The organism is Metapseudomonas otitidis (assembly GCF_011397855.1).
Lineage (GTDB): Bacteria > Pseudomonadota > Gammaproteobacteria > Pseudomonadales > Pseudomonadaceae > Metapseudomonas > Metapseudomonas otitidis.
Map to the genome: position 1 here is coordinate 573,413 of NZ_AP022642.1, position 16,205 is coordinate 589,617.

Here is a 16,205-nt window from a genome sequence, read left to right on the forward strand (position 1 = left end):
GTCAGCGCACCTCGCGGTTGGGCAGGTCGTGGGGTTCGAACAGGCCGCTGCGCTCCAGGTGCAGGGTGATCCGGGTGCGCTCCTGGGGCGGCACGGCGATCACGTAGCGCCAGCGGGTCTCGGGCAGGTCGCGGTAGGCCGCGAGCAGGGCTACGTAGCGGCTGTCCTTGTCGATGCTGAGCTTCAGTTCGCGGCGCTCGCCGGGGCGGATCTCCAGCTCTTCGCTGGCCACCATGTCGAGGGCGAGGGTTTCCCGGGCGCGTTCGTAGAGGCTGAAGAAGTCGGCGTTCTCGAAGGCCACCGGATGCTTGAGTTCCAGCAGGCGTAGCACCACGGGGGAGGGGCGGCCGTCGAGATCGGGGTTCAACTGGTCGCTGGCCTGCAGGTCGAGGTCCAGCTTGGTCAGCTCGGAGTAGGGCGACAGGGCCGAGCAGGCGCTGAGAAGCGCCAGCACGGCCAGGAGGGTGAAGGATTTGAAGCGGGGCATGGCGATCATTCCCTTGGGTTGCCGTGAAGGGTGGCGATGAGGCGGACCTGTTCCTCGTAGGCCTGCGCGAAATCGCGTGCCAGCAGGCGTTCGGTCCAGTCGTCGTCGTGGCGCAGGCGCTGGTGGTAACGCTGGTAGGCGCGCCAGCGGCCGCCGGCTCCGCTCAGCCGCGAGAGGCGTCCGTCGCGCTCCAGGCGAAGGGCCAGCGGCTCGGGCGCGAAGTGGTCGAGGGTGGCGCGGACAGCGGCGCGGCTGGCGCTGAGCAGGGCCACCTGGTGGGCCTGCAGGTCGCGGAAGGCCCGCGCCACCGCCTGCCGTGCGGTGGGTGCGCCGGTCTGTACGGGGGCGAGCAGGGCGCCGAGGCTGTCGCGGCCGTCTAGGGGCGTGCGCAGGGGGCCGAGGTCGGTGTTCTGCACCGAGGTGAGGGGCAGGCGCAGTTCGTTCTTGATTTCCGCACGGGTCCTCAGGCTCTGCTGCAGGCCCTGGACGCACTGGCGCAGCAGGTGGGCGGCTTCCAGAGCCAGAGCTTCGCGCTCGGCCGCATTGAGCCGGGCGAGGTCGACACCCAGGGCGTCACCCAGGCGCTCCCAGAAACTGGCCGGCACCTCGGCGGCAGCAACGGGCGCTGCAGGGGGCTCGGTTGGTGGCACCAGCTCCGGCAGGGGCAGGCTGTCCCGCTCGATGGGCGCGTGGTCGTGGGGCTGGCGCAGGGGTTCGGCAGGGGCCTGGAGCAGCCCGTGGAGGTCGTCCCGGTCGGCTTCTTCTTCCTGGTCGAGGCTCGCCAGGGGGTCGAGCTCGAGGAAGGAGTCGTCGGGGATGATGCTGCCGGCCGGGGTCGGCCGCCCGATGTCCTCCAGCGGTATGTCCTGGGTGGCCACCAGGCGGGCCTGGATGTCGAAGCTGCCCATGCAGAACACCGTGCCGTTCTCGATGGGGTGGGCCTCGCCCTTGGGCAGGTGGGCCCCCGAGTCCTTGAGACGGATGCCGTTGCTGCTGGTGTCGGTGAGGAAGTAGCGCCCGTCGCGGTAGCTCACGCGGGCGTGGCGGTTGGACAGGTGGCGCTGCTGGTCGGGGATCACCCAGTCGCAATCTTCGGCACGGCCGAGGCTGCCGCCTGCGCGGAGGAAGCGTCGGCGACCGGAGGTGGTCGGGACGAGCTGCTGGGCACCAACGATTTCTAGAACCAGTTCCATGGCGGGTCGCTCCCTGGCGGTCAGTTGCCGCGGTTGAGGATCTGCGGGGTGCCGAGCGGGCGGTAGTCGCCGTCGTCGAACTTGTAGTTGCCGCTGCAGCCGGCCAGGGCGATGCACAGCGCCAGGCCTGCGAGGGCATGTAGGGTGCGGGGGAACATCGGGCATCCTCCTTTGGAAGTCGGGTGTGAGTGGGGTAGGGGCATGGCCGGGCGCTTCAGAGATCCGCCGTGCCGATGCCGAGGCGGTCCATGCGGTAAAGCAGGGTGCGGCGGGGCAGGCCCAGCTCGCGGGCTGCCTGTGCACGGTTGCCGTCGTGGCGGCGCAGGGCGTCGATCAGTTGGCCGCGCTCGTAGTGGTCGAGGCGCTCACGCAGGCTCAGGGGCTGCCCGCTGGGCAGGGGCGTGCCACGCAGGCTGAAGTGGGACGGCAGCAGCTCGCCGTCGCAGAGCAGCACGGCACGCTCCACCAGGGCCTTCAGCTCGCGCACGTTGCCTGGGAAGGGGTGCCGGGCCAGTCGCTCCAGCGCCTCCTCCGACCACAGGCACGGCGAGCGCTGGAGAAAGCGGCAGGCCTGGTTGGCGAAGTGGCGCGCGAGGTGGGGGATGTCTTCGCCCCGCTGGCGCAGCGGCGGCAATTCGATGGGGAACTGGCACAGCCGGTAGAACAGGTCTTCGCGGAACTCGCCGGCGGTGATCATGGCCTGCAGGTCACGGTGGGTGGCGGCGATGATGCGCACGTCGATCCGGTGCGGGTGGGGCGTGCCCAGCGGGCGGACTTCGCCTTCCTGCAGTACCCGCAGCAGCTTGGCCTGGAGCGCCAGGGGCATGTCGCCGATCTCGTCGAGGAACAGCGTGCCGCCGTTCGCCGCATCCAGCAGCCCTTCGCGGTCCGCGTCGGCGCCGGTGAAGGCGCCCTTGCGGTAGCCGAACAGTTCGCTTTCCAGCAACTGCTCCGGCAGGGCCGAGCAGTTCTGCACGATGAAGGGGGCTTCCCGCCTTGGGCCGTGGTCGTGGATCGCGCGGGCCACCAGCTCCTTGCCGGTGCCCGTCTCGCCGTGGATGAGCACGGTGTAGGGGCTGTGCAGGACCTTGCCGATCAGGCGGTAGGTCTGGCGCATCACCTTGCTCTCGCCGATCAGGCCGAAACCGCGCGCGCAGGGGCGGGGCGTTGTGCTGCGAGAGCTGTCGCCACGGGCGGCAGGCTGCAACCGCTGGAACAGGTCGAGCTGGGCCAGCATGAGACGGCCCATGCGCTCCAGCGAGCCGGTGAAGGCCGCCAGTTCGCGGGCCTGGCGGGTGGCGCAGAGCAGCAGGCCGCGAATGGCGCCCTGGTGCGCCCGCAGGGGCAGGCACAGCAGCGCCCGCCAGGGGCCGCCTTCCTCGGGGAGAAAGCTGGTGTCGTGCAGGCCCGGGTTGAGTTCTGCCAGGGCGAGGGGCTGGCCCTGGCACAGGCTGTACTGCAGCAGCTGCTGGTCGTGGTAGTCGGCGGGCAGGGTGGCGCGGTCCCGGGGTTGCAGGCGGGGTTCGAGGTATTCCGCCGTCAGCCCCAGGTGCGTACGCGCCGCGTCCAGCAGGTAGAGCTGCGCCAGTTCGCAGCCGCTCAGTTCGGCGGCGGCGCCGACGAAGCTGCCCAGCAGTTCGTCGCTGTCACTCAGCCCGACGAGCCGGTCGTACTGCCCGAGCAGGGTTTCGGCGTAGTCGAGCGGCTGCGGCATCTGCGCAAACATGCCTATCTCCTCAACACAGCTCGCAGACGATGGTGCCGTGCTCGGCCAGGCGGGCGTGGGCGCGGCTGACTGGGGTGCCGGTGGCCATGGCCGCGAGCAGCTGGTCGGCCACCTGGGGCAGCAGGCGGGACTCCACCACCTGGTCGATCAGCCGGGCACCGCTCTCGGCCTGCTGGCAGAGGCTGGCGATGTGCGCGACCAGCTCCGGGCAGTGGCTGAATTCCAGCTGGCGGCGCTGCAGGCGGGTGCCCAGGCGTTGGAGCTTGAGCCCCACCAGTTCTTCCAGCAGCGCACCGCTGATGGGGTAGTAGGGGACGACGCGCATGCGGGCCAGCAGCGCCGGCTTGAAATGCCGCACGAGCTGCGGACGGATGGCCTCTTCCAGCGCCTCGGGCGTGGGCTGGTGGCCGTCGGCGCAAAGGCTGTCGATGCGCTCGCTGGCCAGGTTGGAGGTCATCAGGATGAGGGTGTTGCGGAAGTCGATCTCGCGCCCCTCGCCGTCGTTGGCGATGCCCTTGTCGAAGATCTGATAGAAGAGGTTCAGCACGTCGGGGTCGGCCTTTTCCACTTCATCCAGCAACACGACGGAGTAGGGCTTCTGGCGCACCGCCTCGGTGAGCATGCCGCCTTCGCCATAGCCGACGTAGCCGGGCGGGGAGCCGATCAGGCGCGAGACGGTGTGCTTCTCCTGGAACTCGGACATGTTGATGGTGGTGAGGAAGCGCTCGCCGCCATACAGCAGGTCGGCCAGGGCCAGGGCCGTCTCGGTCTTGCCCACACCGCTGGGGCCCACCAGGAGGAACACGCCCACCGGGGCGTCGTGCCGGTTCAGGCCGGCGGCGGTGGCACGCACGGCGCGGTCCAGTGCCTGCACGGCCTGGTCCTGGCCGCGGATGCGCTGGCGCAGGTCGTCGGCGAAGCTGAGCACCCGGGCGTTGTGTTCACGGGCCAACTGGGCGAGGGGGATGCCCGTCCAGTGGCTGATCACCTCGGCCACCAGGCGTGGGCAGACTTCGAAGCTGACCAGCGACTCGGTGGCCTGCAGGTCCCGCAGGGCGCCGTGGGTGTCCTGCAACTGTGCTTCCAGCTCGGCCAGGCCCGGTGCTTCGGCGGGCACCGTTTCATCGCCCTGGCGCAGCCGGGCGATGCGCTGGCGCAGGTCCAGCAACTGTTCGGCAAGGGTGCGCTGGCGGTCCCAGCGGGCCTCCAGGGCGTGCAGTTCGTCCTCGCGCTGGCGAAGGCGCGTGGCCAGGTCGTCGAGGGTCGTACCATCCACCGGCAGCCCGGCATCCAGGTCGCGGCGCAGGGCCTGGTGCTGGCGGGTGTCCTCGGCCTGTTCGCCGCGCAGGCGTTCGAGGGCCTCGGGGGCGGCCGCGAGGCTGATGCGCACCCGGGCGCAGGCGGTGTCGAGGACGTCCACGGCCTTGTCCGGCAGCTGGCGGCCAGCGAGGTAGCGGGCGGAGAGTTCGGCGGCGGCGACCACGGCGTCATCACGCAGGTAGATGCCGTGGCTGCGTTCGTACACCCGGGCGAGCCCGCGCAGGATGGTCACCGCTTCGGGCACGGTGGGCTCGTGGAGCTGTACGGGCTGGAAGCGCCGGGCCAGTGCAGGGTCCTTCTCGAAGTACTTCTTGTACTCGGCCCAGGTGGTGGCGGCGATGGTACGCAGCTCACCCCGGGCCAGGGCCGGTTTGAGCAGGTTGGCTGCATCGGAGCTGCCCGCCTGGCCACCCGCACCGATGAGGGTGTGGGCTTCGTCGACGAACAGGATGATGGGCATCGGGGCGTTGCGGACCTCGTCGATGACGCCCTTCAGGCGTCGCTCGAATTCGCCCTTCACGCTGGCGCCGGCCTGCAGCAGGCCGAGGTCGAGGGACAGCAGCTCGACGTCCTTGAGGGCGTCCGGTACTTCGCCGTTGGCGATGCGGCCGGCCAGGCCCTCGACCACGGCGGTCTTGCCCACCCCGGCCTCGCCCACCACGATCGGGTTGTTCTTCCGGCGCCGGGCGAGGATGTCGATCATCTGGCGGATGGCGGAGTCCCGGCACAGCACCGGGTCCAGCTTTCCGTCCCGGGCCTGTTGGGTCAGGTTGTGGGTGAAGCGCTTGAGCAGCGATTCCCCTGTGGACGGGGCGCTGGCCGTGCCCGGCTCTGCCTGCTGGGCACGGGCGAAGTCCCGCAGCCGTTCGGCGCTGATGCGGCCGAGCAGGGCGTGGTAGCGGGTGCCCGCATGGCGCAGAGGGTTTTGCAGCAGCGCCAGGAGCAGCGCGGCCTGGTCGATCAGGCTGCGCTGCAGTTCCAGGTTGGCCACCAGCAGGGCGTCCTGCAGCCACTGCACCAGTTCGGTGGCGAACACCGGGTTGCGCGAGGCGCTGTGCTCCGGGTTGGCCTGGAGTGCGGCGGTCAGTTCGGCTGCGTCCACCTCGCCGTCCTGCAGGGCGCGGTGGATCAGGCTGCCAGTGCGCTCCAGCATGGCCAGCAGGAGGTCTTCCACCAGGATGCGGCTGCCGCCCCGGCCGACGCAGCGCTCGGCGGCGATCTCCAGGTCACGGCGGGTGTCGGCGTCCAGGGCCTGGACGAGTTGTTGCAGGTCGATATTGATCATGGGCTCATCGGTCCTTAATGAGTGCGGCTGCGCAGCGAGACGATGCCGTCGGCACGTTCGCGGCCCAGCCAGCTGGTCCAGCCGAGGCGGCAGGGGTTGTCGGCGCCGACCCGCAGTTCGCGGATGGCGTCGTGGCGCAGTACCAGGCGGAGGTCGTAGTCCAGCGGGTCGCGCAGGGTGAAGCGCACCAGCGCGCAGAGGGGCTGGTAGCCGGTGCCGATAGGCAGGAATTCGTGGAAGCGTTCCCAGTCCAGCTGGCGGATGTGGATGCGGAACTTGCCGCCGCGATCGCGCACCCGCTCCCCCAGTACCAGGTCCTCGCCCAGTTGGCTGTTGGCCTGGCCCAGGCGGTTGAGCTGCTCCTGGAGGATGTCGACGCTGCGCTCGATGCATTGCTCGATGAACAGCTCGGCATGCTTGAAGTAGTAGCGCAGCACGGCCTCGATCAGTGCCGCCGAGTGGGCGCGCAGGCTGAGCAGCCCGAGGTAGGGCAGCAGGCGCTTCCAGTTCAGCTCCTCGGCGCTGCGCAGTTCCTCGCTGCCCAGCCCGATCAGGGCGAACAGCCGTTCGGAGAAGGCGTCCCGGGCGCCGCTCTGGAAGCTCGACCGGTAGCGGTACTTGCGCCAGATCGGCAGCAGCAGCCGCTGCAGCCGGTGGTGGAACAGGTCGAGGAAATCCCGGGTGGGGTTGTCGTCGTCCCCTTCGCCCAGCACCTGCTCGGCATAAAAGGCAGGCAGCGGCGAGCCCGAGCCGGAGAGACGGACGAGGTTCAGGCAGATGCGCGCGCGCGTCTCGCCCCCTTCTTCGAAGAAGGTCAGGCTGTGGATATCGGTGCCGGGGAAGCCCAGGCTCGGGTTGGCCTGGAATTCGATGCGCTCGTAGAGGTGCTCCTCGTCGATGCCCTCGTCCGTGCCGTCCGCCTGGTGCAGGCGCTCCATCGCCAGGAGTACGGCCTGGAACAGCGCGTATTCCCGGATGCCCTGGCTCAGGCGGCTCAGAGCAAGGGCTGCTGGCCCATGCGTGGTGTCCATTGGTACACCTCTCCCTGTGTGCTGCGGACCCGTAGCTCGTGGTACGAGTTGAGGCTTGCGTAGAGTGCGAAGAATTCGTTGAGCACCGAGGCGAAGACGAAGAGGTCGCCGTCGCAGATGTAGCCTTCGGGGTCGATGCTCATCTCGGTGCGCAGGCCCCGGACCGGCAGGCCGCGGTGGAGCCTGTCCACATGCTGGTGGCGGATCGACTTGAGGCCGTTGAGCAGGCGCTTGCTGACCTTTTCCGCGTGCTGGTCGTAGTAGCGCGGCAGGTCGTAGGTTTCGAGGATCACTTTCAGCGCGCCGACGTTGGCGAGCGAGAGGTAGTTCAGTGACATGTTGCTGATCAGCTTCCAGAGGAACTCGCGGTTGATCGGCGGTGCGTAGCTGGCGGTCACGGCGGTGATGTTGCGGAAGGTGAGGAAGTCCGGTGCGCCCTCGCCGGGACGGCAGATGTCGCCCAGGCGCAGCCGGCGCGGCAGGTTCTGGTTGGTGCAGGTCAACTCCACGGAGAGGGTTTCCTGTTCCTGGCTGCTGCGTGCACCGAAGCTGAGGTAGGTGTCCAGCCCGTCGTGCAGCAGGGAGTTGCGCTGGCGCACGCTGTAGTGCGGCCGGGGCATCGGCACGTCGAAGCTGGCGTCATGCTCGAAGGATTCGAACTGCACGTAGTCGCGATGACCGACCCCGCCGGGCAGCCAGCCGCTGACGGTATCGACGGAGAACACGCCGCAGTGCTGCGGGTCGTACTCGGCCGGGAGGATCAGGTATTCGTCCTGCTTGCCGTCGAGGCGGATGGGCAGGGCGTCGTGGCGGAACAGGTTGGCTACCGGGGTGCAGTAGAGCTTCAGGTTGTCCAGGGTCGGGCGCAGGCGCTGGATGCCGCTGCGACGGATGTCGAAACGCAGCTCCAGGCCCCTGGCCTGTTCCAGCTGCTCCTTGGGCAGGCCGCCGAGGCAGGCCAGGCCGGTGAGGTCGACGAAGAGGAACTTGTCCTGGAAGGCGAAGTACTCCTGCAGGTAGCGGTAGCCTCGGAAGGTGTTCAGCGGGTAGGGGATGAGCGCCTCTTCCTCGGCGAAGCCCACGGGGCGAATGCTGGTGGATGGCAGGCGCAGGCCGATGGGCTGGCCGCGCTCGTCCTGCAGGGCGACGTTGTTTGCGTCCAGCGGCACCAGCTCGACGTTGTCGAGGTCGTGCACCAGCCCAAGGTAGAGCGTCTGGCTGATGTAGCGCTCGCCCGCCAGGTGCAGGCGCAGCCGGTCGAAGGGGACGTCGCCCAGGTGGCCGTCGCCGATCAGGGCCAGGCGCAGGCTGAGCAAGGCGCCATCCCCGGTGACGGAATAGCTCAGGCCATCGGTCCGCAAGGGCAGGATCTCGGTGGGGAAGCAGGTCTTGAAGCGGCAGCGCACGCCATCCACCGGGTTGCTTTCCACGCAGGTCTCACGGGGCACCACCAGGGCCTCACCCGCGCCGTCATGCGGATCGAACTGCAGGATGCTGAACGCCGGCAGGGGGCGCATGTAGTTCGGCCACAGCAGGTGCATCAGCGAATGGGTCAGCTCGGGCAGCTCGTCGTCGAGCTTCTGCCGAAGCCGGCCAGTCAGGAACGCGAAGCCCTCCAGCAGGCGTTCCACGTCCGGATCCCGCCCCGCCTGGGCGAGAAATGGCGCCAAGGCCGGGCTGCGCTCGGCGAAGCGGCGCCCGAGCTGGCGCAGGGCGGTCAGCTCGCTTTGGTAGTAGTGGTTGAAGGACATGGAGGACTGTGTTCCCGGTGTTCCTGGGCGAAGACTGGCGAAAGGGCCAGGGCGCTGTATTCGTCAGCCGATCAGTACGGTTCCCGAACCGCTGAGGACGACGTTGCCGTGACTGCCGATGCTTCCCACGGTGGCAGCGGGACGCCCATTGATCAGTACGGTGGCGGAAAGGTTGGCCGCCATGGCCCCGCCGCAGGCCGACGGGTCGCCCTGGCGCGCTGCGGGCAGGCCGTCGAACAGCACGTCGGGTGACCCGACGGCGATCGGGTTGATCAGGTGGAACGGGATGGGGCATGCCGTCGGGTCGGACAGGCGTGCGGCGGGTTTGCCGGACATGGGGAATCTCCTTACTGGACCTTGACCTTGCCGCTGCCGTCGAGGTGGGCGGCGAAGCTGACCTGCCGCCGCGTGCCGTCGATGTTCAGCGTGCCTTCGATGGAGAAGGACAGGTTGAGTGGGTCGTGCCGACGCGGCAGTGCGACCACGCGGACGTCCTGCAGCCGTGGCTCGTAGGCCTCGATGAAGCGCTCGATGGCGGCACGGGCCTGGTTGAGGGCGTCGTGCAGGCTCATGCGCATGTCGTTGAGGTCGGGCAACCCATAGTCGGGCAGCGTTTGCACGCTGCCCGCCCGGGTGCTGAGCATCTTGGCCAGGTGGTCGGCGACGGATGACATGACGGCGACTTCGCGGCTCAGCCCGACGCGTTCGCGTGCCTTGCCGCCCAGTCGTTCGAACAGGCTGCCGTAACCGTCCATCTGCCGGCCCTTATTCCTTGTCCAGCTTGCCGACCAGGGACAGGGTGAAATCCGCCCCCATGTACTTGAAGTGCGGCCGAATGCTGAGGCTCACGCGGTACCAGCCCGGTTCGCCTTCGACATCGGTGACCAGCACCTGGGCTCCGCGCAGCGGGCGGCGGCTACGGACTTCGGAGCTGGGGTTCTCCTGGTCGGCCACGTACTGGCGAATCCACTTGTTCAGCTCCAGCTCCAGGTCGGAGCGCTCCTTCCAGGAGCCGATCTGTTCGCGCTGCAGCACTTTCAGGTAGTGGGCCAGGCGGTTGACGATGAACAGGTAGGGCAGCTGGGTGCCGAGCTTGTAGTTCAGTTCGGCGGTGCGGCCTTCTTCGCTGATGCCGAAGAACTTCGGCTTCTGGGTGGAGTTGGCGGAGAAGAATGCGGCGTTGTCGCTGCCCTTGCGCATGGTCAGGGCGATGAAGCCTTCTTCGGCCAGCTCGTACTCGCGGCGGTCGGAGACCAGGACCTCGGTGGGGATCTTGGTTTCGATCTCGCCCATGCTCTCGAAGTGGTGCAGCGGCAGGTCCTCGACGGCGCCACCGCTCTGCGGGCCGATGATGTTCGGGCACCAGCGGAACTTGGCGAAGCTGTCGGTGAGACGGCTGGCGAAGGTGTACGCGGTGTTGCCCCAGAGGTAGTGCTCGTGGTCGTTGGCGACGTTCTCCCGGTAGACGAAGGTCTTCACCGGGTTCTCTTCCGGGTCGTAGGGGTTGCGCAGCAGGAAGCGCGGCAGGGTCAGGCCGACGTAGCGGGCGTCCTCCTGTTCGCGGAAGCTCTGCCACTTGGCGAACTGCGGGCCCTCGAAGTGGTCCTTCAGGTCCTTGAGGTCGGGCAGGCCGGTGAAGCTCTCGATGCCGAAGAACTTCGGCCCGGCGGCGGCGATGAAGGGCGCGTGGGACATGCAGGCGACGCTGGCGACGTACTGCATCGTCTTGATGTCGGGGGCGCTGGGGTTCATGTAGTAGTTGGCGATGATCGCGCCGACCGGCTGGCCACCGAACTGGCCGTATTCCGCGGTGTAGATGTGCTTGTAGAGGCCGGACTGGACCACCTCCGGGGAGTCCTCGAAGTCATCCAGCAGGTCCTGCTTGGAGACGTTGAGGATCTCGATCTTGATGTTCTCGCGGAAGTTGGTGCGGTCGATCAGCAGCTTGAGGCCGCGCCAGGAGGATTCCAGTGCCTGGAACTCCGGGTGGTGGAGGATCTCGTCCATCTGGCGGCTGAGCTTGGTGTCGATCTCCGCGATCATGCGGTCCACCAGGGCCTTCTTGACCGGCTCGCCCTGGTTCTGGGGCTTCAGCAGTTCTTCGATGAAGGCCGAGACGCCGCGCTTGGCGATGCCGTAGGCCTCGTCCTCCGGGGTCAGGCTGGTTTCGGCGATGATCCGGTCGAGGATCCCGTGTTCGGCGGCCTTCGCCGACTGTTCCTGTGCTGCGCTGATGCTCATGGTTCGCGTCCTTTCAATCTGTTCCGGTTGTTACTCGTCCTGGCTGGTACCGAGGCCCAGCTCACCCAGTACGCGGGTGCGGGACTCCTCGTCGGCCAGTACGCCTTCGATCGCCTTGCGGAAGGTGGGGGCGTTACCCAGCGGGCCCTTGAGGGCGACCAGGGCGTCGCGCAGCTCCATCAGCTTCTTCAGCTCGGGCACCTGCTCGACCAGGTTGGCGGGGTTGAAGTCCTTCATGGAGTTGACCGACAGGCTGATGCCCAGCTCGTCGTCTTCCTTGTCCTCCTGGAGGCGGTTCGGCACGTTCAGCGTGAGGCTCAGCTCCTGCTTGGCGAGCACTTCGTCGAAGCTGTTCTTGTCGATGCCGATCGGTTTGCGGTCCTCGACCTTGCGGTCGTCCGCACGCTGGGTGAAATCCCCCAGCACGAGCAGCTTGAGGGGCAGCTCAATTTCTTCCTGGGCGTTGCCCGTGGCGGGCTTGAAGGTGATGTTGATGCGTTCCTTGGGGGCGACCGAGCCTTCTTTGGCCATGATATGTCTCCTTTGCGTGGGGGCCCGAGGGCCTAGTCGAGTACCACCTCGAGATCGAGATGGCACAGCCTGCGGTGAACCTCGTCCTTGCGTTCGCGCACGCTGTGGTTCTGTGGCAGCAGCTCGCAGCAGCTGTGCAGGAGGTTGAGCACCTGCAGGACGAGGTCGGGTTCCCAGGCGTGCAGGCCACTGTCCTGCAGGTCCTGGTCGAGGTTTTCGAGCTGGATGCGGGCCAGCTCGTATTTCTTGGCGTGGTAGCAGAGCCGGGCCATGGCCAGTTGCCAGAAGAAGCGCTGGCGGCCGCCATGGGCTGATTGCAGGCCGTGCTTGAGGTGCTGGGTGGCGGCCTTGAGGCCGTCCTTGCGCAGGATGGCCAGGGCCTCCTGCAGGGCCTGCTCCCAGGCAGGCGCATCGTGCCCGCTGGTGGGCGTCGGGGCGGCGTCGACGGTCTGCAGGTGGGGCAGGACGTGTGCGCTGATCCAGCTGCGGGCAGCCGGGTCGGCGAACGGGCTGCCATCGTGGAAGCGCAGTTCGACGATGCCGGGCAAGCGGTGCAGGAACAGCGCGCACTGCAGTTCGACTTCGAGCATGGCGGCCTCCGCTCCCAGGCCCTGGAGGCATTCCCAGGCCATGTGCTGGCCGTCCAGCCAGAAGGGCGCGCGGGCGATGCTGCCTTCCAGTTCGGCGAGCAGGTCGGCGTATTCGCCCTTGGCAAGCCGATCCCGGTAGTTCTCCAGCTTGTCCTTGGGCAGGTTGCGCAGGGGTGTGATCTGTTCGGCGTTGCGCTCCGGGAGGCTGTCGATCGCCAGCCAGAGCAGCGTGCGGTTGAGACGCAGGGCACGGATGTCCGTGGTGTTCTGGCGCAACCACCAGGTGTTCAGGGGGCGGGCGGCGTCCTGTAGGGCGCGCAGGTTCTTCTGTGCGTCCCGCTCGCTCCCCACGGCGCTGGGGGAGGACAGCAACTGGCTGGCCACCTGCTTGACCTGGGCCACGGTGGCGCTGACCGCGTTGTTCTCCGGCTGGCCCTTGGCGGCCTGATTCACCCGTTCGTTGAGCCGTCGACACAGGGGCAGGAGCAAGGGCGCATCGGCCTCCAGGCGCTGGCTCAGGCACTGGTCCAGGCGGGCGAGGGCGCTCGCCAGGTCGCGGAACAGGGGTAATTGCTCCTTGATCGGCACGGCTTCGTCGAACGCGGGCTCAAGGCGCGTGGCCAGCCAGGCCAATGCGGCGGCGCGGGTGCGCGACTTGCGCGGATGCAGGTCGTCCCAACGTTCTTCGCAGAGGTGCAGCAGCAGTGCCAGCCCGGCGTGGAGGCCCTGGAAGGATTCGCACTGATAGAGCGCCCAGGTCAGCCAGGCGGCTGCGCGCAGGTCCTTCGACTGAGCGCGGAGCAGTGCCTCGCTCTGTTCCCGGATCATCTGCCAGTCGATGGGGGCGCTGGTATGCAGGGAGGCAGCCTTGCCCAGCTCGTTTTCCAGGGCTTCGAATTCCGGCGAGTAGCGGACGTCTTCACCCGCAAAGCTCTCCGCCGAGACGGGCTTGGCAGCCAGCTCCTGATAATGGACGGCGAGTTTTCCGGAGTAGCTCATCCCTGCTGGGCTCCAATTGAAGTTGACTTCCTGTTGGGCAATTGAGCGTTGCTGGAGCCGAGTGCGCGAGGCGAAGACTCGGTCGTAGCCAATTGCCATCTTCAAGGGCGACCGATTATGGAGGGGAGGTTAAAAAGTGTGTTCGCCAATACCTGTAGGAAACAAAGACAGGTGTTGAGCGCGGCGTCTTTGCGAGCCTGTAGTTGCCTGTAAGGTCTTTTCTAGAGCGGTCTGTTGGCTACTTTCAGTTGATTGAAAGTGCGCAAGAAGTTGCGCTTTGAATGCGTTGAAAATTGCCCGTCATGTTTGGATTTCTTGTTGGTTTATTGGGCGAGAGCTGCACTTTTATTTGCAACCTGTTGGTTTGAATGAAGTTTCCAGAGTTGGCATGTGCCTTGTTTGTAGTAAGGGGCCTGAAGTCATCAGGCCATTCATCAACCACGGCAAGGAGACTGCCATGCCAACTCCCGCGTACCTGTCCCTCGAAGGCACCAAACAAGGCCTCATCACCGCCGGCACCTTCACCGAAGACTCGGTCGGCAACATCTTCCAGGAAGGCCACGAGGACCAGATCCTGGTCCAGGCCTTCAACCACCAGGTGATCATTCCCCGTGATCCCCAGTCCGGCCAACCCACCGGCCAGCGTGTCCATAAGCCGCTGATGATCACCAAGGTGTTCGACAAGTCCTCACCGCTGATCTTCAACGCCCTGACGTCCGGCGAGCGCCTGTCCAAGTGCCGCCTGGAGTGGTACCGCACCTCCTCCACCGGCACCCAGGAGCACTACTTCACCATCGAGCTGGAAGACGCGGTGATCGTCGATGTGCAGTCGCGCATGCCGAACTGCCAGGACCCGAACATGGCGCACTTCACCCACCTGGAAGACGTGTACTTCACCTACCGCAAGATCGTCTGGACCCACGAGGTCTCCGGCACCTCCGGCTCGGATGACTGGCGTACGCCGATCTCCGCCTGACCCTTCGGCCGGGGTTCCCCGGCCGAACTCCTTCCGCCCCGACCGGGGCGGACCTATTCCGGAATCAGTTTGTCCACCAGCGCCGGGTCATCGATGAAGCGATTGCGCGTGCCCTGCAGGGCGGCGATGCGGTCGTTGCGGGCGCGCTCGGCGGCGTTGGGTGGGTCCTGGCGGTGCCACTGCTTGAAGACCTGCACCTGGCCGACGATGGGCAGGCCGTACTCCACATGCATATAGAAGATGGCGCGGGCGACGTTGCCCTTGGCTTCGTCCCTCGGCTCCATCAGCTGGAAGCTGCTCTTCAGCGGGCAGTCATCGATGGTGCGCGCGGAGGCGGCGTCACCCACCACGCCGAACAGCGCGTTACGTCGCGCCAGTTCCACCCGTGCCAGCTCGGGGTAGAGGTTGTGCAGGTCGGCCAGCATGTAGGGGTACTGCGGGTTCGCCTCGCGGCACTGGGCGTCGGTCACGCAGCGCAGGGCGCTCTTGATCTGCTTGATGGCGTAGACTGGGCTGGCCGCCAGCAGGCCGCTTTCGCCCTGGAAGGGCTTGCCGCAATAGAGCGTGGTGTCGGGGCCGGCGTAGAGCTGTTTCCAGAAGGCCTCGCGGATCGCGGCCTTGGGGTCTGGCAAGCGATTCTGGCCACCGGCAAAGAGTGGGCTGGAGACGGCAAGGGCCGCCAGGGAGAGGGCTATCGCAACGACGCGCATGGTGATGACCCAGGGTGACGCCCCTTGTAGGGCTTGTTGTTATTCGGGACTGGCGGAGTCTAGCAAGTGGGTTTTGCCAAGACAAAACCAAGCGATCGCTTGCTTGGGTTCGCAAATTGCCCCGTATGAATCGATTGAATGTGATGGACGCACCATTTGTAGGGGCATGTAAGAGAATGCTTACAAGATCTGACGGCTATAGCTGCTATCGCCGCTTGGTGGGCCTCACTAATCTACACGCCATAGGACGCCGCGCAGGAAGCGCACTGAAAAACACGGATGCAGTGGATTCTCCGCCAGGATGGCGGTTGATCAGGGATGTCAGGGAAACAAGTCTGCAGAAACCCCGCTTCGGCGGGGTTTTTCTTTTGCGCGTTCAAACGCCTTCCCAGGGCGGCGCCGGGACTTTCTCCAGCAGGCTGTGCAGCAATTCCAGGGTGGCCTGCTGGCGCTGGGCATCGCGGAACACCAGCCCCACCTTCAGCGGCACGCGCGGTTCGCTCAGGGGCTTCCACAGCAGGTACTGGTTGGCGTGCATCTGCCGCGCTCGTCCGGGCAGCACGGTGGCCAGTTGGGTATGGGGCAGGCTGTCGAGGATGCCGGCCATCTGGTTCAGCTCTGCCTGCACGTTGGGCCGGCGGCCGATCAACGCCAGTTGCTCCTGCCAGATCTGCCGCACGCGGAACTCCTCGCCCAACAGCAGCATCGGCAGTTCCGCCGCCTGGCTCAGCGACACCTTCTTGAACTCCCGCAACGGGTGCTCCGTGGGGATCACCAGTTGCAGCTCGTCTTCGTAGAGCAGCCGGCTGTGCAGGCCGGGCTGTCGCGGTGGGAGGAAGCCGATGCCGATGTCCAGGGTGCCCGTCAGCAGGCGCCGCTCGATGTCCAGCCCGGACAGCTCGTAGATCTGCACCACCAACTGCGGCTGGGCCTCCCGAAGCCGCTCCAACAACAGTGGCACCAGGCTGGCGTTGACCGTCTGCAGCACGCCGATGGCCAGGCTGCGCGGTGCCTGGCCGCGGAACCCGCGCAGCGCCTCGCGGGCACGTTCCAGGCCATCCAGCAGCGGTAGCGCATGGCTGTACAGCGTGTGGGCGGCGAGGGTCGGCAGCAGGCGCTTGCCGCTGCGCTGGAACAGGCTCACGTCCAGCCCCTGTTCCAGTTGGCGGATCTGCTGGGAAAGCGCCGGCTGGGACAGGCTCAGGCGCTCGGCTGCCCGGCCCACATGGCCCTCTTCATAGAGCGCGACGAAGTAGCGAAGCTGGCGAAAATCCATAAGCCCTGCTTATCGATAAAGCTGGAAAATCGAAATGGCCCGGCAACCCCGAAGCCCCTAGCCTAAGCAGCACAGAGACTGTATCTCGC

The 16,205-nt window shown here is 66.9% G+C and carries 15 protein-coding genes; 1 reads left to right on the forward strand and 14 read right to left on the reverse strand.

The annotated features are described in order from the left end of the window. Position 1 precedes the first annotated feature (1 nt). From tssJ to tssA, 12 genes are all read right to left on the reverse strand, one after another. Positions 2–487, reverse strand: coding sequence for a type VI secretion system lipoprotein TssJ (gene tssJ, locus PotMrB4_RS02720; protein WP_044411955.1), 486 nt, complete (start codon positions 485–487; stop codon positions 2–4). 5 nt (positions 488–492) lie between these two features. After that, positions 493–1,680 (reverse strand): type VI secretion system-associated FHA domain protein TagH, encoded by a 1,188-nt coding sequence (gene tagH / locus PotMrB4_RS02725; protein ID WP_172432444.1) that lies wholly within the window; start codon positions 1,678–1,680, stop codon positions 493–495. Positions 1,681–1,700: 20 nt separating this feature from the next. Next, the gene (locus tag PotMrB4_RS02730; protein WP_172432445.1) at positions 1,701–1,838 is read right to left on the reverse strand and encodes a type VI secretion protein; all 138 of its coding nucleotides are present in this window, start codon (positions 1,836–1,838) and stop codon (positions 1,701–1,703) included. A gap of 56 nt (positions 1,839–1,894) precedes the next feature. Continuing rightward, entirely contained in the window at positions 1,895–3,406 is a 1,512-nt protein-coding gene (locus PotMrB4_RS02735) for a sigma-54 interaction domain-containing protein (RefSeq protein ID WP_172432446.1), read from the reverse strand. Between the two features lie 10 nt (positions 3,407–3,416). Further along, the gene (tssH, locus tag PotMrB4_RS02740; RefSeq protein ID WP_172432447.1) at positions 3,417–6,011 is read right to left on the reverse strand and encodes a type VI secretion system ATPase TssH; all 2,595 of its coding nucleotides are present in this window, start codon (positions 6,009–6,011) and stop codon (positions 3,417–3,419) included. A gap of 14 nt (positions 6,012–6,025) precedes the next feature. Continuing rightward, positions 6,026–7,042 (reverse strand): type VI secretion system baseplate subunit TssG, encoded by a 1,017-nt coding sequence (tssG, locus tag PotMrB4_RS02745; RefSeq protein ID WP_172432448.1) that lies wholly within the window; start codon positions 7,040–7,042, stop codon positions 6,026–6,028. After that, positions 7,006–8,793, reverse strand: a complete 1,788-nt coding sequence (gene tssF / locus PotMrB4_RS02750; protein ID WP_172432449.1) for a type VI secretion system baseplate subunit TssF — start codon at positions 8,791–8,793, stop codon at positions 7,006–7,008. Before tssF ends, tssG begins: the two co-directional genes overlap by 37 nt. A 63-nt stretch (positions 8,794–8,856) precedes the next feature. Then, the gene (locus PotMrB4_RS02755; RefSeq protein WP_044412074.1) at positions 8,857–9,129 is read right to left on the reverse strand and encodes a PAAR domain-containing protein; all 273 of its coding nucleotides are present in this window, start codon (positions 9,127–9,129) and stop codon (positions 8,857–8,859) included. A gap of 11 nt (positions 9,130–9,140) precedes the next feature. Beyond that, positions 9,141–9,548 carry a type VI secretion system baseplate subunit TssE gene (tssE, locus tag PotMrB4_RS02760; protein ID WP_160479418.1) on the reverse strand — a complete coding sequence of 136 codons (408 nt, stop codon included), beginning with the start codon at positions 9,546–9,548 and terminating at the stop codon, positions 9,141–9,143. A gap of 10 nt (positions 9,549–9,558) precedes the next feature. Further along, a complete protein-coding gene (gene tssC / locus PotMrB4_RS02765) occupies positions 9,559–11,034 on the reverse strand; it encodes a type VI secretion system contractile sheath large subunit (RefSeq protein ID WP_044411975.1) in 1,476 nt (491 codons plus the stop codon). Positions 11,035–11,064: 30 nt separating this feature from the next. Next, on the reverse strand, positions 11,065–11,565 hold the full coding sequence (gene tssB, locus PotMrB4_RS02770) for a type VI secretion system contractile sheath small subunit (protein ID WP_044411980.1): 501 nt from the start codon (positions 11,563–11,565) through the stop codon (positions 11,065–11,067). Between the two features lie 32 nt (positions 11,566–11,597). Further along, positions 11,598–13,154 (reverse strand): type VI secretion system protein TssA, encoded by a 1,557-nt coding sequence (gene tssA, locus PotMrB4_RS02775; RefSeq protein ID WP_172432450.1) that lies wholly within the window; start codon positions 13,152–13,154, stop codon positions 11,598–11,600. A gap of 457 nt (positions 13,155–13,611) precedes the next feature. Here tssA and PotMrB4_RS02780 point away from each other — a divergent pair, with 457 nt between their 5' ends. Further along, entirely contained in the window at positions 13,612–14,130 is a 519-nt protein-coding gene (locus PotMrB4_RS02780) for an Hcp family type VI secretion system effector (protein ID WP_044411986.1), read from the forward strand. 53 nt (positions 14,131–14,183) lie between these two features. Here the strand turns inward: PotMrB4_RS02780 and PotMrB4_RS02785 are convergent, their stop codons facing one another. Then, positions 14,184–14,840: an endonuclease I family protein gene (locus tag PotMrB4_RS02785; protein ID WP_172432451.1), complete on the reverse strand. Its 657-nt coding sequence runs from the start codon at positions 14,838–14,840 to the stop codon at positions 14,184–14,186. 376 nt (positions 14,841–15,216) lie between these two features. After that, a complete protein-coding gene (locus PotMrB4_RS02790) occupies positions 15,217–16,116 on the reverse strand; it encodes a LysR family transcriptional regulator (protein WP_074967382.1) in 900 nt (299 codons plus the stop codon). Positions 16,117–16,205: the final 89 nt, after the last annotated feature.

Excerpts from the sequence above, each read along its gene's own strand:
- PotMrB4_RS02785 (WP_172432451.1), bottom strand. The coding sequence starts at position 14,840 with ATGCGCGTCGTTGCGATAGCCCTCTCCCTGGCGGCCCTTGCCGTCTCC.
- PotMrB4_RS02790 (WP_074967382.1), bottom strand. The coding sequence starts at position 16,116 with ATGGATTTTCGCCAGCTTCGCTACTTCGTCGCGCTCTATGAAGAGGGC.
- PotMrB4_RS02735 (WP_172432446.1), bottom strand. The coding sequence starts at position 3,406 with ATGTTTGCGCAGATGCCGCAGCCGCTCGACTACGCCGAAACCCTGCTC.
- tssE (WP_160479418.1), bottom strand. The coding sequence starts at position 9,548 with ATGGACGGTTACGGCAGCCTGTTCGAACGACTGGGCGGCAAGGCACGC.
- tssA (WP_172432450.1), bottom strand. The coding sequence starts at position 13,154 with ATGAGCTACTCCGGAAAACTCGCCGTCCATTATCAGGAGCTGGCTGCC.
- PotMrB4_RS02780 (WP_044411986.1), top strand. The coding sequence starts at position 13,612 with ATGCCAACTCCCGCGTACCTGTCCCTCGAAGGCACCAAACAAGGCCTC.
- tssF (WP_172432449.1), bottom strand. The coding sequence starts at position 8,793 with ATGTCCTTCAACCACTACTACCAAAGCGAGCTGACCGCCCTGCGCCAG.
- PotMrB4_RS02755 (WP_044412074.1), bottom strand. The coding sequence starts at position 9,129 with ATGTCCGGCAAACCCGCCGCACGCCTGTCCGACCCGACGGCATGCCCC.
- tagH (WP_172432444.1), bottom strand. The coding sequence starts at position 1,680 with ATGGAACTGGTTCTAGAAATCGTTGGTGCCCAGCAGCTCGTCCCGACC.
- tssJ (WP_044411955.1), bottom strand. The coding sequence starts at position 487 with ATGCCCCGCTTCAAATCCTTCACCCTCCTGGCCGTGCTGGCGCTTCTC.
- tssG (WP_172432448.1), bottom strand. The coding sequence starts at position 7,042 with ATGGACACCACGCATGGGCCAGCAGCCCTTGCTCTGAGCCGCCTGAGC.
- PotMrB4_RS02730 (WP_172432445.1), bottom strand. The coding sequence starts at position 1,838 with ATGTTCCCCCGCACCCTACATGCCCTCGCAGGCCTGGCGCTGTGCATC.
- tssH (WP_172432447.1), bottom strand. The coding sequence starts at position 6,011 with ATGATCAATATCGACCTGCAACAACTCGTCCAGGCCCTGGACGCCGAC.
- tssB (WP_044411980.1), bottom strand. The coding sequence starts at position 11,565 with ATGGCCAAAGAAGGCTCGGTCGCCCCCAAGGAACGCATCAACATCACC.
- tssC (WP_044411975.1), bottom strand. The coding sequence starts at position 11,034 with ATGAGCATCAGCGCAGCACAGGAACAGTCGGCGAAGGCCGCCGAACAC.